9 protein-coding genes and 3 pseudogenes are annotated in these 13,855 nt (G+C 58.3%); 6 read left to right on the top strand and 6 right to left on the bottom strand.

Features of this window, described 5'->3' with window-relative positions; translation table 11 throughout:
- Positions 1–145: 145 nt before the first annotated feature.
- The 4 genes and pseudogenes from repC to ACZ9DP_RS14760 all read left to right on the top strand — a co-directional run bounded on the left by repC (position 146) and on the right by ACZ9DP_RS14760 (position 4,082).
- On the top strand, positions 146–1,360 hold the full coding sequence (gene repC / locus ACZ9DP_RS14775; RefSeq protein ID WP_476202666.1) for a plasmid replication protein RepC: 1,215 nt from the start codon (positions 146–148) through the stop codon (positions 1,358–1,360).
- 362 nt (positions 1,361–1,722) lie between these two features.
- Positions 1,723–2,455 (top strand): annotated as a pseudogene (locus ACZ9DP_RS14770) (NYN domain-containing protein).
- A 166-nt stretch (positions 2,456–2,621) separates the two neighbouring features.
- Complete coding sequence (locus ACZ9DP_RS14765; RefSeq protein ID WP_476202665.1) at positions 2,622–2,828, top strand: cold-shock protein; 207 nt, start codon at positions 2,622–2,624, stop codon at positions 2,826–2,828.
- A 246-nt stretch (positions 2,829–3,074) separates the two neighbouring features.
- Entirely contained in the window at positions 3,075–4,082 is a 1,008-nt protein-coding gene (locus tag ACZ9DP_RS14760; protein WP_476202664.1) for a hypothetical protein, read from the top strand.
- 426 nt (positions 4,083–4,508) lie between these two features.
- On the opposite strand, the pseudogene ACZ9DP_RS14755 reads toward ACZ9DP_RS14760, so the two are convergent.
- Positions 4,509–5,050, bottom strand: a pseudogene (locus tag ACZ9DP_RS14755) (alpha-hydroxy-acid oxidizing protein); the annotation flags it as partial.
- A 358-nt stretch (positions 5,051–5,408) separates the two neighbouring features.
- Between ACZ9DP_RS14755 and ACZ9DP_RS14750 the strand changes: the two are divergent.
- Positions 5,409–7,061, top strand: a complete 1,653-nt coding sequence (locus ACZ9DP_RS14750; RefSeq protein ID WP_476202662.1) for an IS66 family transposase — start codon at positions 5,409–5,411, stop codon at positions 7,059–7,061.
- Between the two features lie 6 nt (positions 7,062–7,067).
- Here ACZ9DP_RS14750 and ACZ9DP_RS14745 read toward each other — a convergent pair whose 3' ends face one another.
- Positions 7,068–7,382, bottom strand: coding sequence for a hypothetical protein (locus ACZ9DP_RS14745; RefSeq protein WP_476202661.1), 315 nt, complete (start codon positions 7,380–7,382; stop codon positions 7,068–7,070).
- 191 nt (positions 7,383–7,573) lie between these two features.
- On the opposite strand from ACZ9DP_RS14745, the gene ACZ9DP_RS14740 reads away from it, so the two are divergent.
- Positions 7,574–9,226, top strand: coding sequence for an IS66 family transposase (locus ACZ9DP_RS14740; protein WP_476202662.1), 1,653 nt, complete (start codon positions 7,574–7,576; stop codon positions 9,224–9,226).
- A 6-nt stretch (positions 9,227–9,232) separates the two neighbouring features.
- Here ACZ9DP_RS14740 and ACZ9DP_RS14735 read toward each other — a convergent pair whose 3' ends face one another.
- The 4 genes and pseudogenes from ACZ9DP_RS14735 to ACZ9DP_RS14720 form a co-directional block, all read right to left on the bottom strand.
- The gene (locus ACZ9DP_RS14735; protein ID WP_476202661.1) at positions 9,233–9,547 is read right to left on the bottom strand and encodes a hypothetical protein; all 315 of its coding nucleotides are present in this window, start codon (positions 9,545–9,547) and stop codon (positions 9,233–9,235) included.
- 383 nt (positions 9,548–9,930) lie between these two features.
- Positions 9,931–10,917, bottom strand: a complete 987-nt coding sequence (gene repB, locus ACZ9DP_RS14730; RefSeq protein WP_476202660.1) for a plasmid partitioning protein RepB — start codon at positions 10,915–10,917, stop codon at positions 9,931–9,933.
- On the bottom strand, positions 10,914–12,092 hold the full coding sequence (gene repA / locus ACZ9DP_RS14725; protein ID WP_476202659.1) for a plasmid partitioning protein RepA: 1,179 nt from the start codon (positions 12,090–12,092) through the stop codon (positions 10,914–10,916). Before repA ends, repB begins: the two co-directional genes overlap by 4 nt.
- A 1,315-nt stretch (positions 12,093–13,407) precedes the next feature.
- A pseudogene (locus tag ACZ9DP_RS14720) lies at positions 13,408–13,837 on the bottom strand (site-specific integrase); the annotation flags it as partial.
- Positions 13,838–13,855: the final 18 nt, after the last annotated feature.

Raw genomic sequence — 13,855 nt, 5'->3', positions numbered from 1 at the left:
AAAAGGCCCCCAAACGTTGCCGTCGTGGAAGCCTCTCTCTCTGTGTGACAACTAGAGAATCGCATTTCCCCGAATCCCAGTCAAGAGTCTTTGGCACCGTATTTTGGTGAGCGTATTTCTTTTGCCTCTTAGAAGGTGAAGAAAAATGCAAAGTGAACATGTGACGACGCCCTTTGGGCGGCGGCCGGTGACGCTTGCTCTGGTGAAGCGACAAATTGCCACGAAAGAGATCAGGTCTGGCAAGTCGGCGGACAAGTGGAAGATCTTCCGCGACGTTTCTGAAGCACGTGTGTTGCTCGGTCTTCAGGATCGCAGTTTGGCCATTCTGGATGCGCTTTTGAGCTTCTATCCCGAAAATGAGCTGCGTCAGGACGCCGGACTTGTCGTGTTCCCGTCGAACGCTCAGCTCACACTTCGTGCTCACGGCATAGCGGGTGCCACGCTTCGTCGGCATCTGGCAGCTCTCGTTGAGGCCGGGTTGATTTTTCGGAAGGACAGCGCCAACGGCAAGCGTTACGCGCGCAAAGACAAGGCCGGTGCAATCGAGAGCGCATTCGGATTCGATCTCTCGCCTCTGCTCATGCGTGCTGAGGAACTTGCCGGGATCGCGCAGCAGGTTGCTGCGGATCGCATAGCGTTAAGAAGGGCGAAGGAAACCCTTACAGTATGCCGGCGCGACATCCGCAAGCTCATCACCGCCGCGATCGAAGAGGGCGCGGATGGGGATTGGGAGAAAATCGAGTGCGTGTACGTTGGGCTGGTCCGTCGCCTGCCGCGCTCCCCGAGTCTTTATGACCTAGCTGGTTTGCTGGATGAAATGAACATGCTGCAGGAGGAAATCCTCAACACGCTGGATCTTCAGCAGAAAGCAGGAAATATTAGCACCAATGATGCTCATAATGAGCATCACAAACAGAATTCAAATACCGAATCCATCAATGAACTTGAACCTAGCTCTGAAAAAGAGCAGGGGGCGAGGTCGAGCCGAACCCATGACCAGAAAAGCGAGCCTATGAAGGCGTTTCCGGTGGGAATGGTGTTGAGGGCATGCCCTCAAATCGCCGCATACGGGCCTGGCGGAGCGGTAGGGAGCTGGCGGGATCTGATGGCGGCGGCCGTCACCGTGCGATCGATGCTTGGCGTAAGCCCGTCCGCCTATCAGGAAGCTTGTGAGGCTATGGGGCCGGAAAATGCAGCTGCCACGATAGCCTGCATTCTGGAGCGGGCAGGGCACATCAACTCGGCTGGTGGATATCTGCGTGATCTGACCTCGAAAACGACACGCGGCGAATTTTCCCTCGGTCCGGTTCTCATGGCGCTGCTAAGAGCGAACGGAGGCAGTGACCAGAAAACCGGTTGAGGATCGATAAAAACCCTGACAGCTGTCAGGGTTTCGGTATTCTCAAAGCCATGCCCATTTTTGGCAAACCTAAAGACGGAGGCGCTGGGGCTCCTGAGCTAGGTGTAGGCTAAGCAGGTTTCGATTGCCTATAACCGAGCCGAGCCCCTCCGCCGGTGAGAAAAGCCGATCAACGTCTTTTCATTGCGTGGATTCGCCGACGCACACTACCGGTCCCCATAAAACAGCTCCGCCTGAAGGTCTAAGCGCGGGCGTGTCCGATCCGTCTTTGCGTCAGGGCAGGGTCCTGACGCAGGTGTTTGGCTGTTTTGAATCGCGTCCTGGTGGTAGATTTCAGCCTGTTTGGAAGGTGAGGAAGCGAAATGCCGTCTGAAACTCGGTCACCGCGCCTGGCGGTCCTAATTGATGCCGACAACACTTCGGCCAAGATCGCCGACGGGCTGTTCGAAGAAGTCGCCAAGATCGGTGAGGCGAGCGTGCGGCGCATCTATGGCGATTTCTCCGGTACTCGCTCGAAGGGGTGGGCGAACGCTCTGGCAAGCATGCGATCATACCACAGCAGCAGTTCGCTTACACAACTGGGAAAAATACCTCCGATATCACTCTCGTGATTGATGCCATGGATTTGCTGCACAGCGGCCGCTTCGATGGCTTCTGCTTGGTCTCCTCCGACAGCGATTTCACACGGCTTGCCGCTCGTATACGCGAGCAAGGCGTCGATGTTTTCGGTTTCGGTGTGCAGAAGACGCCAGAGAGTTTTCGCCAAGCTTGCCGGCGGTTCGTCTATACCGAAAACCTCGTTCCCGGAGCGATCAAGGATGAGCAGAACACCGCGTCTCCCGACAAGCCGCTGCAGCCGGCGAGCACCGCGGTGCCGTTGATCAAGAAGGTGCTGTCGCAGGAGGACACCGAGGACGGCTGGGTCGATCTTAGCACCGTCGGCAAGCAACTTCTGAACCTGTCGCCGGACTTCGATCCCGCACCTTCGGCTTCCGAAAACTCAGCGACCTTATCCGCAAGACGAACCAGTTCGACGTTCAGCAGGCCGAGGGGCGTCCCGTGAGCATTCGCCTGAAGCAACGAGGAGAAAAGTAAGGTAGTACGGATGAGCCAAGGGTTCCGCGTGGGAATTCCGGGCGGCGCACCAACCCGAAATTCTCGGCATTGTGTGGAATTCAGAAGCACCTATCTTTGTTCACGCATAAGGCGATCCTGTCGAACGAAAGGGCGGCGGCAGGACAAAGGATCAAAGGAAGACGTTATGGCGACGGGTATGGTAAAATGGTTCAACGCGACGAAGGGATTTGGATTCATCCAGCCGGATGACGGCAGCGCCGACGTCTTCGTTCATATTTCGGCGGTCGAGCGGGCTGGCCTGCGCGGTCTTAACGACGGACAGAAGATCACCTATGAGTTGGTGCAGGATCGCAAGTCCGGCAAGATGTCGGCGGACAATTTGCAGGCATAGACCGATTGCTCTGACGACAGCGTATGAAGGCCGGGTCGATCCCGGCCCTGACGTCGGTTTCCCAAGCCACGGAGAAATCCTCCCAGCCACTGGTCTAACCGACCCATCCGCGATCGCGCCGGCGTTAAGCGCCATAATATCTGGGCGGATGTCGCCAAGGATGCGTTAAGCGGCGGGCAACCGATGATCTGGCGACACTGCCTCTCGCGGTTCTGGAAGCCGAGATCGCCCGTCTGGGAGCAGCTCGTGGGGGCCGACAAGGAAACCGCGTCTAAACTTGGCGTGGCCACGCGCGAAGAGCTGGCATCTTATCGGGAGCGTATTGCTACAGCTGAGGTCGAGCGCGACGATGACGGCAATATTCTCTATGATCAGGGGACCGTTCTGGTTATAGAGCTGGAAGAATGCGAGCAGGCGGCCGACGAATTACGCAAATCGTATATTCTTGGCATCCACCATTTCTGGGAGCGGGCCATCCGGCAATATTGTATGGCCCCACACGGCGACCATGCCGCTCTTTTGAAACACATGGCGGCAAAACAGATCCCGGCTGTCACACAACTCGACCATCTTCGCATTCTCGCCAATGCCCTCAAGCACAACACGAAAAAATGGGCCGAAGAATTGCTCGTGGTATGGCCGCAGGTGCTGCCCCTAAATGTGAAGCCGGACAATCACACCGACCGGTATTCCTTCATAAGATTAACCGATCAAGACCTCTTCGAGGCATTCGACACTGTCCTTACCTCCGGCCCGCGATCGCAACGCAAACAGCGGCCCTCCAGTCGATCCAGTGCACCAAAAGTCAGATGTCTGTCGAAGCAACGACGCTTCCCGTTCTCCATGCCACTGTTCCGGATCTGCAAACGCTTCGGCGCCGCGGCGCGAAGCGTCGCCCAGTTTCATTCTGATGGCGATCCGGGGACCTGCACGGAAGGAAACGCGATACGACGCGTGGCATATTCGAGCTATGTGGTGGCCACCGCGGATGTTGGACCACAGAGAATGTGCCGTGGAAGACACCGATCCGGTTATGTTTATGAGAGCAAGCTTGATGGCTTCAAGGTCAGTTGTTCCTTCAGAATGCCGATAATCTGTTCGTCTGTGAAACGGTTGCGCTTCATTTCCCTGGTCCTCTCAATGGGCCAGAGCTTACTTCAAAATGGATTATTTCAACGGGGCAAGGTCACGAACCCTGACAGCTGTCAGGGTTTTGGTATTCTCAAAGCCATGCCCATTTTTGGCAAACGTTAAAGACCGAGGCGCTGGGGCTCCTGAGCTAGGTTCGGGCAAAGCAGATTTCGAGTGCCTATAATCGAGCCGAGCAGCTCCGCTGGGAGAAAAGCCAATCAACGTCTTTTCATTGCGTGGATTCGCCGACGCACACTACCGGCCCTCACAAAACAGCTCTGCCTGAATGTCACCGCAAATGGCAAACCAGACTATGTTCGACCCCTTCAGGGGCTCAGCTCGGTCGGCGTGACCGATCACCCCGGTCAAGGCATCGACATAAGCGTCGAATGCGGCTTCACTCTCGGCTGTCTAGTCGGGCATGGCGGGGCGCTTCGCTGCCGGCGGCGCCCGCACGTGGCGGCGGGCGCCTAGTCTTACTGAGTCAGAAAGTCGCAGATGCGGGGGATTCGCGCTGGTCGCGGATTTGTTAGGGTGCTGCTTCGTGATTCAACCGGCGGGCAGATGCGCCAAGGGCAACAAGCGCCTGACGCAACCCCGCCAGGTCAGCCGAGCCGGTGCAGAAGCAGGCGACGGCCAACTGGCGGATGACGATCTCGAAATGCGCGACAACCGCCTCGGTGGATACCGTAGCCGCGCGCAGCACGCCGGCCGCCTGCCCGGCGATGTCCGCGCCCAGGCGGATGGCCTTGGCCAAGTCGACGCCGTCGCGGATCCCGCCCGACGCGATCGGCTTCACCTTAGCAGTGCCCGACGTACCGCCTGCACGCTGGCGGTGTCGGAATCCCCCAATCGACGAACGCCATCGCCACTGCATGGTCGGCGGCATCGCGGGCGCGCTCGCCCTCCACCGCGGCCCAACTGATGCCGCCGGCGCCGGCGACATCGATCACCGCCACGCCCGCCTCGACAAGCGCACAGGCCACCGAGGCGGACAGGCCCGACCCCACTTCCTTGGCCACGATCGGCACGCCCACGCTGCACGCGGCGCAGGCGATCTGCGTTAGGACGCCGCGCCAGTCGCGGTCGCCCTACGCCAGACGCCAGACCGGCGACACCTTCTTTATCAGTTGTCCGGGCAGGCCACCTGACCGGATTGACCCATAGGCCAGGCCTCGGCCAAGATGACGCGCAGGTATCAGCGCCAGCGCGACCGCTTCCGGACCAATCTAACAAAAGCATTAGGGCTTTAAGAGCCCCTCCCTGTCCTCATGTGAACCGTTTGGTCAAAAATCAGTGCCGGATTTTCAGCTTAGCGTTTCAATTGATATCGGGAAGTAAAAGCCACAGCCACCAATCTCCCCACGTACCAACCAATGCAATCAGGAGTAACCGGGGCAAATTTCCGGGCAGGATTCCCACGAGGCCAATTTTCTGACTCAATGAGGCATGGCCTCTTCGTCCTCTGATTCTTTGGACAACTTGCCGCTCTTTGACCTGCGGTCGCTTGTTGCTGGCTTGGTCGGCGAGGTTCAGTCACTTCGCGCGGACGTCACATCCGTTCGCGCTGAGAACAAAGAATTGGGCGAGAGCAACGATGAACTGCGTCTGGCCAATGAGGCGCTGCGAGCAGAGAACGGCCAGTTGCGAGACGAGATCGCGCGGCTGAAGAAACTGCCGCCGCTTCGACCATCCGGCATGGAAAAGGCCACTGAACCGGATAGTGCTGCTTCGGAGGCGGGTCGGCGCCGGCGAGGCGCCAAGCCGGATCGCGACCGTGTCACACGGGATGTGGTCGTCAGAATCGACGCGCCGGAGGGTTCGCGGTTCAAGGGTTACGAAACAGCACTCGTGCGCGATATCGTGCTGTCGAGCGAGGTTGTGCGGTATCGTCGCGAGCGCTGGATCACGCCGGATGGGAAGACAATGGTAGCGCCCATGCCGGCTGGCGTGCTGGGCGGTTTCGGTCCCGCCCTGCGGCAGTTTTGCCTGGCCCTGCATACGCAGGGGCAAGTCACGACAGAGCGGCTGACGTCGATCCTCAACGGCATCGGCGTCGAGATTTCCAAACGTCAGGTCGTTCGGTTGCTGAGTAGCGGAATTGACATGCTCTTCGAGGAAGAACAAGCCGTGCTTAGGGCCGGCCTGTTGTCGTCACCGTTCATTACCGTCGACGATACTGGCGCACGGCATGGGCGGCACGACGCTATAACAACCCATATCGGCAGCGACCGCTTCGCCGTGTTCCGGACCGGCCGCGCCAAATCGCGGTTGAATTTCCTGTCGCTACTCAGGGCCGGACACGAAGACTACGTCGTCAACGACGCCGCGCTTGTCTATATGCGCGAACGCGGCGTCGAGGTTCACGTCATAGACAAGCTCGCCGCTCACCCCCACAAGGTATTCCACTCGCAGATGGCGTGGCTCGAACACCTGGCGGCATTGCCGATCGACGTCTTCGATCGTGTGCTGTTACGCGCCCTCAGCGAAAGTGCCCTATGGGGCTCGATCCGGGACCATGGCCTGCTCGACAATACGGTCATCGTTTCCGACGATGCCGGCCAGTTCCGCGTCGGCAGCCATGCCCTATGTTGGGTACATGCCGAGCGTCTGGTGCACAAGCTGATGCCCGCAACGCGCCGGCAGGAACGAGCAGTCAAGGCGACCCGCGATCTCATCTGGCGGTTCTATCGCATTCTGAAGGTCTGGAAGAGCAAACCTTCTCCTCAGCTGGCGCGTGCCCTCATGCGGCGTTTCGACCGGATCTTCACTCTCGTGACCGGCTATGAGGCGCTGGACAAGCTGCTGCGAAGACTGCATCGCCGGAAGTCGGAGCTGTTGCGGGTTCTCGACTACCCCGACATCCCGCTCCATACCAATGCGTCGGAAAACGATATTCGTGCCTGCGTAACCAAGCGTAAGATCTCTGGCGGCACGATGAGCGAAAACGGCCGCCGCGCCCGCGACGTTCTGCTCGGCCTGATGAAGACCTGCAGGAAGCTCGGCATCTCGTTCTTCAGTTATCTCGGCGATCGCCTCGGCCTTGGCTCAGCGGTATCTCGCATCCCGGCACTCCCCCAGCTCGTAGCAAGCCCGCGCTAAATCAGATCATCGCTCGGCGAGGGTTATAACCGCGGATGTCTTCGTGGCGGCCGGTACGTGCGCCTTGCGCAGAAAGCCCGGCGACACATTCCAATGACGCCCGTCATGACCAATCACCGTTACAGATCTCTTGTTGTAACGGGTCAGCTTCCCTTCGATTGTCTGGCCGTGCTGATCTTCGAACGCCACACGGTCGCCGATCGAGAAATTGAGCATAGTCTTATGCGCTCGCATCTGGTGAAGAAATCGCAGTCGCTCGACAATCCGATTGTTGAGATCGATCAATTCGCCTTCGCTCAGCTTATCGATGTCGATTGGCATGGGGTCCTCGCGGGTTAGAGATCACATCAGCCTAACGCCAGCCAACCTCAGCACTCAAGGCCGTGCGGCAACTATCACCATGGATTTGTTCTGCCCGGAAATTTGCCCCGGTTACCAATCAGGATACGGAGTAACCGGGGCAAATTTCCGGGCAGGATTCCCACGAGGCCAATTTTCTGACTCAATGAGGCATGGCCTCTTCGTCCTCTGATTCTTTGGACAACTTGCCGCTCTTTGACCTGCGGTCGCTTGTTGCTGGCTTGGTCGGCGAGGTTCAGTCACTTCGCGCGGACGTCACATCCGTTCGCGCTGAGAACAAAGAATTGGGCGAGAGCAACGATGAACTGCGTCTGGCCAATGAGGCGCTGCGAGCAGAGAACGGCCAGTTGCGAGACGAGATCGCGCGGCTGAAGAAACTGCCGCCGCTTCGACCATCCGGCATGGAAAAGGCCACTGAACCGGATAGTGCTGCTTCGGAGGCGGGTCGGCGCCGGCGAGGCGCCAAGCCGGATCGCGACCGTGTCACACGGGATGTGGTCGTCAGAATCGACGCGCCGGAGGGTTCGCGGTTCAAGGGTTACGAAACAGCACTCGTGCGCGATATCGTGCTGTCGAGCGAGGTTGTGCGGTATCGTCGCGAGCGCTGGATCACGCCGGATGGGAAGACAATGGTAGCGCCCATGCCGGCTGGCGTGCTGGGCGGTTTCGGTCCCGCCCTGCGGCAGTTTTGCCTGGCCCTGCATACGCAGGGGCAAGTCACGACAGAGCGGCTGACGTCGATCCTCAACGGCATCGGCGTCGAGATTTCCAAACGTCAGGTCGTTCGGTTGCTGAGTAGCGGAATTGACATGCTCTTCGAGGAAGAACAAGCCGTGCTTAGGGCCGGCCTGTTGTCGTCACCGTTCATTACCGTCGACGATACTGGCGCACGGCATGGGCGGCACGACGCTATAACAACCCATATCGGCAGCGACCGCTTCGCCGTGTTCCGGACCGGCCGCGCCAAATCGCGGTTGAATTTCCTGTCGCTACTCAGGGCCGGACACGAAGACTACGTCGTCAACGACGCCGCGCTTGTCTATATGCGCGAACGCGGCGTCGAGGTTCACGTCATAGACAAGCTCGCCGCTCACCCCCACAAGGTATTCCACTCGCAGATGGCGTGGCTCGAACACCTGGCGGCATTGCCGATCGACGTCTTCGATCGTGTGCTGTTACGCGCCCTCAGCGAAAGTGCCCTATGGGGCTCGATCCGGGACCATGGCCTGCTCGACAATACGGTCATCGTTTCCGACGATGCCGGCCAGTTCCGCGTCGGCAGCCATGCCCTATGTTGGGTACATGCCGAGCGTCTGGTGCACAAGCTGATGCCCGCAACGCGCCGGCAGGAACGAGCAGTCAAGGCGACCCGCGATCTCATCTGGCGGTTCTATCGCATTCTGAAGGTCTGGAAGAGCAAACCTTCTCCTCAGCTGGCGCGTGCCCTCATGCGGCGTTTCGACCGGATCTTCACTCTCGTGACCGGCTATGAGGCGCTGGACAAGCTGCTGCGAAGACTGCATCGCCGGAAGTCGGAGCTGTTGCGGGTTCTCGACTACCCCGACATCCCGCTCCATACCAATGCGTCGGAAAACGATATTCGTGCCTGCGTAACCAAGCGTAAGATCTCTGGCGGCACGATGAGCGAAAACGGCCGCCGCGCCCGCGACGTTCTGCTCGGCCTGATGAAGACCTGCAGGAAGCTCGGCATCTCGTTCTTCAGTTATCTCGGCGATCGCCTCGGCCTTGGCTCAGCGGTATCTCGCATCCCGGCACTCCCCCAGCTCGTAGCAAGCCCGCGCTAAATCAGATCATCGCTCGGCGAGGGTTATAACCGCGGATGTCTTCGTGGCGGCCGGTACGTGCGCCTTGCGCAGAAAGCCCGGCGACACATTCCAATGACGCCCGTCATGACCAATCACCGTTACAGATCTCTTGTTGTAACGGGTCAGCTTCCCTTCGATTGTCTGGCCGTGCTGATCTTCGAACGCCACACGGTCGCCGATCGAGAAATTGAGCATAGTCTTATGCGCTCGCATCTGGTGAAGAAATCGCAGTCGCTCGACAATCCGATTGTTGAGATCGATCAATTCGCCTTCGCTCAGCTTATCGATGTCGATTGGCATGGGGTCCTCGCGGGTTAGAGATCACATCAGCCTAACGCCAGCCAACCTCAGCACTCAAGGCCGTGCGGCAACTATCACCATGGATTTGTTCTGCCCGGAAATTTGCCCCGGTTACGGATACGGATAACTAGGGGATCATCCTCTGGATTTCTCTCAAGTTCGGCAAAGTAAATGAAGCAAAATCCGGGTAGACTTCCGTTAGTTGTTTGTTTGGTGGACCGAGGCAATCGCTTGCGGTTTTCGATTGAGAGCCATGAGCATCGGTCCAACGCTGAGGTTATTCAATGCAGAGCGGCGGGTCAGGTGCCTGAGATAGCCACCGAAGGGCGTCCGCGACGGTAGCGTTCGGGAGCCTTTTTCTTTGCGACGTTATCCTCTGCCGTTTAATTCTTTGACGACCGCACGAATTCGCTGTGGAGCGCTTCCATGCGTTCTGTAAGAAACCGGACAAAACTTGGCGGCACCGACTTGGTGAAGCTCAGCCGCGCTCCCGATTTGGGATAGGAAACGGTTGCGAGCAGGAAGCCATTGGCGCAGATCTCTCCGGGTTGGCCGATTGTCGGCTCGGCGTCTGTTCGTTCGGCTCGAAGGGCTTGCCGTGCAAGCTGAAACCGTTCGTCACTGATGGCGGTGCCGGCCGCGCCAAGGGCTGAGACGACGCGCTTTTCTGCGTCTTTCGTCGAAGCAAAGGTCTGGGAAAACTCCAGCCAACGGCGGCGACCAATTCCTGCTGCAGGCCCGATCTCAAGAAGAACATCGCGCGGCAGTGCCGTTGCGATCTGCAGCATTTCCGAAACGTGCGATTTGCCGGTGTTCAGGGAGGCGCAGATCACATCCCGCTTATACCCGGCCTGTTCTTGTGCCAAAGCAAATGCACATTTCTCTATGAAGGAAAGGTCGTCGCGATTTGTATTTTCCTCGCCTTGATAGACGATTGCCTGCTCATCGCTGAGCTCGCGCATGATCGCACGAAACTTGATACCGAGCGCGCGGGCCGCAGCGAGTCTGCGCCGGCCAAATACGATCTGGTAGGGGTGCCCCTCGCCCTTGCGTGGGCGCACCAAACCGGGGACGATTTGCCCGCGCTCTCTCATCGATGCGATGATGTCGTCGACGGCGGCGGTCTCATAAGCGCCCTCGAAGCGATCGGTGATGTCCGAAGGGGCAACATCGTCCGGCGAGAGCTCTATAATATGCTCCCCATCCTTCAGGAACTGGTCGAGCGCCTCACCTTTTTCCTGGATCTGGCGCACACCCGCTGCCACCTTCAAAAGATGCGGGGAGGTCGTGCGGGGGATTGCGGTCCCCGGGGGCTGTTCCAGTTGACCGAGCACATTGGCAAACATGCCTTTCGAATCTTTCCGGCTCATTCACGCCCCCAGGCTGCCCAGAGCAGCTTTTCTATTTCGATATTGGCCGCATTGATTGATTCAATCGCACGATCATAGGTTTTCGGCGCTGAAAAACGTGAGCGCTGCACTTCATAGAGGCTCTGCTTCCACGTCAGCGCATCGGCAACGGCAGTCGATTTTGCGACCATGTTGAGGAGAAGGTCGTCGCCGAAGACCTGCCGCATCAAGGCGGTCATGTTGGCCTGAGGATGATCATTCGCTTCGAACTTGGTAACAAGGAACTTGGCGAAATCCCATTGGGCAGACGCACCCATTTCGCTGAGTATCTGCATATATGATGAGGCCAGTTCCAGGAACTTGCCGGTGGAATCGACATCCAGCATGTGCGCCGGCACGGGAATGATAACACCGGTAGCGGCTGTCAGGGACGAGAGCGTCAGAAAATTCAGCGATGGCGCAGAATCCATAAGAATGACATCATAGTCGTCAGCGACCTGTTCCAAGGCCTGCGACACCCTAAGCAGAAAACTGGTACCGCCATTGCGTCGCATTTCAAGCGCCACCGCCGTTTCAAACTCGGTAAGGTCGAGGCCGGCGCAGATGACGTCGAAACCGGTTATGTGGGTCCTGTGTATCAGCCCACGCGTAGGCTTCTGCTCGGAGAACCGTATGGCTGCGTAAAGCGTGTCGTCCTCGCGTGGGTCGAAATCGGGCAGACTGCCGTGGAGGCTTGTAAGAGAGGCCTGTGGATCGAGATCGACTGCGAGAACGCGGTAGCCCTTCAATGCGAGGTAGTGAGCTAGATGGATGGTCGTCGACGTCTTGCTCGATCCACCCTTGAAGTTCGTGACGGCGATGATCTGGCAATCCTCGCCGGCGAGACGTCTTGGATTCATCCATTTCTTGCGGCCCTTTTCGGCGAGCATGAGCCGAAGCTCCAGAATTTGCTCGAGGGTGTACAGGCGCCTGCCGTTCTGGGTTGTCTCGGGCGCTGGAGCTTTATCCTTCAAGACGATCTGCCTGATATAGGCTTCGGATACGTCGAGGAGTGCAGCGACCTCCGATGAGGAGAACTTTCGCATTTCGCGATGCGCGTCCGGCGGATATTGGGCGATGGCAAGATTTTGGAGAGCGAGTTCAAGCTTGCTCGAAAAACTCCGCATAAAGTCTAGGCTGCTGAGATGCCTGTTCACGATTCTTCCCTCTGTTCGACTGCTGAAACTTGAGGCCGGTGTGGTTAAGGGCGGGTTAACGGTACCGTCGTTTCGCGAAAGAACGATAATTCGCATTATTTGCGTAGTTTCAGAGGTAGCGCGATTCGCTTGGTCGAGCAAATTTTGTGGCAGGAAAACTCGCGGAAGCGGCGAGGCCCCTCCCCTCCTCCAACTTTCCGGTCCTTGAGCCGCGTGCTTTGAGCTCTCACTTGGGATGGAGCGATGTAACCGTCTGAGGCTGGTGTCCGTGGAAATTCGGCGGACGGACGTTACGTGACTGTGTCGAATGAGGTGGTTCCCCACGGGTTCCCTGCATGTTCGACCACCTCGGTATGAACGCTTTCCACCGTAGTTCCCCGCGGGGAACTTACCGAGCCTCTGTCAGCCATCGCCCGTCAATGGCCCGGTGCTTTCAATGCAAGCTCTAGTGAGCCTTGCAGCATCACAGGGAAAAGCCCGGCGGCTTGGCTTGGCGAAGCCGCTGTTCTACTTTTGGCGAGCAGATCGGCACGAATTTGCTCGGAATGCGGACGAGCCTGTATGCTTGGAAGTCCGGCCGCTCCTTTCGCTGACGCGTTGTTCTGTCTGAGAAGCGCTGCTGCGCTGCAAAGCGACTTTCCGGCGAAACCGATCCGACGGGTTGTCCATCAATGTCGTGGCGCATGCGTCTGGCGGGGGGTGGCGAAATAGTAGCGCTTCGAATGCAGATAGATGCTCGTAGTTCGCCTGAAAGCCGTTACGCCGCATTCTGGTTTCAGAAGCGTGCGAAATATCAGTCCAAGGCCCAACGGCAAAAAGGGCGGATCGGGTTGCCGATCTTCGCAGGAAGAATATCAATCGGGCGAACAAGCAATGCGTTGATAGCCTCTCCCTTTCGAAGATAGTTCTCATTTGCCACGATCGGGACGTGGCTGGTTGCCTAGAGGTTCAACATGGTGCCTATCTGTTTCCGAAACTTTCTAGCCGATGATCATGAACAGAGCTTGACGCGACTGTCGATACATTGATCTCACTGCTTCCACTTCCACTTCCACTTCCAGTTTCAGGTCTTTGGATGCTGTCCGGATTGCGCCTGAGTTCCCCGCGGGGAACTGAAAAGGAAACAACCTCACTCCAGTGAAATCTACTTGGTTGGGCAGGAGGTAACCGCGAGAGGTGCCGCACGGATATCAGTCGCCCTGCCCCTCCCATGTCGTTTCCCCGTGGTGCCGCATCTCTGAGGCTGCGCTGTTTGTCCTGTTGCAGAGCCCGCTTCTCGGCTGGTCATCAGGCGGGCGGCTAGGCCCATCTTGGGCTAGGCGTGATTATAATAACCGGCCGCCTCCGTCACCGACTTGTGCAGCGATTTCCGCATCGCGGCCGGCAAGGGCGATTGAAATCTTCTGTCAGGTAACCAGAGGCGCAGGCCATGCGCCGAAAACAGCGCGGGAACGAGCCGGGCATGTTTGCAGCGGCTCTTGAGGATAAGATTGACCGACTGCGACGCCCGCCCCGCGCGTCAGGTTGCCCCATTGATCGATGCGCCGGAAGATCGAACCTCTATTTATGCAGGCTTCCGCCAACCAGCGCTTCAGGGTCGGCCGGCCGATTAGCACGACATGCGCATGATCGTTGCTGTTCATCGTCTCGTGCGTCCAAGGTGAATACCGAGACAACGCAGGGGAGGGGAGTTCGGCGCGCTCGGTGCGCGCCGGCTCTTCATCGATGAGATTCTCCACGCACAGATCGTGGGAGATCTGCCC

The organism is Rhizobium sp. USDA 4016, assembly GCF_056279705.1.
Note: the sequence above shows the minus strand (reverse complement) of the source record. Positions and strands in the feature narration are given on the sequence as shown.

Coding starts and splice junctions, on each gene's coding strand:
- ACZ9DP_RS14765 (WP_476202665.1), top strand. CDS start 2,622: ATGGCGACGGGTATGGTAAAATGGTTCAACGCGACGAAGGGATTTGGA.
- ACZ9DP_RS14740 (WP_476202662.1), top strand. CDS start 7,574: ATGGCCTCTTCGTCCTCTGATTCTTTGGACAACTTGCCGCTCTTTGAC.
- ACZ9DP_RS14745 (WP_476202661.1), bottom strand. CDS start 7,382: ATGCCAATCGACATCGATAAGCTGAGCGAAGGCGAATTGATCGATCTC.
- ACZ9DP_RS14750 (WP_476202662.1), top strand. CDS start 5,409: ATGGCCTCTTCGTCCTCTGATTCTTTGGACAACTTGCCGCTCTTTGAC.
- ACZ9DP_RS14735 (WP_476202661.1), bottom strand. CDS start 9,547: ATGCCAATCGACATCGATAAGCTGAGCGAAGGCGAATTGATCGATCTC.
- repC (WP_476202666.1), top strand. CDS start 146: ATGCAAAGTGAACATGTGACGACGCCCTTTGGGCGGCGGCCGGTGACG.
- repB (WP_476202660.1), bottom strand. CDS start 10,917: ATGAGCCGGAAAGATTCGAAAGGCATGTTTGCCAATGTGCTCGGTCAA.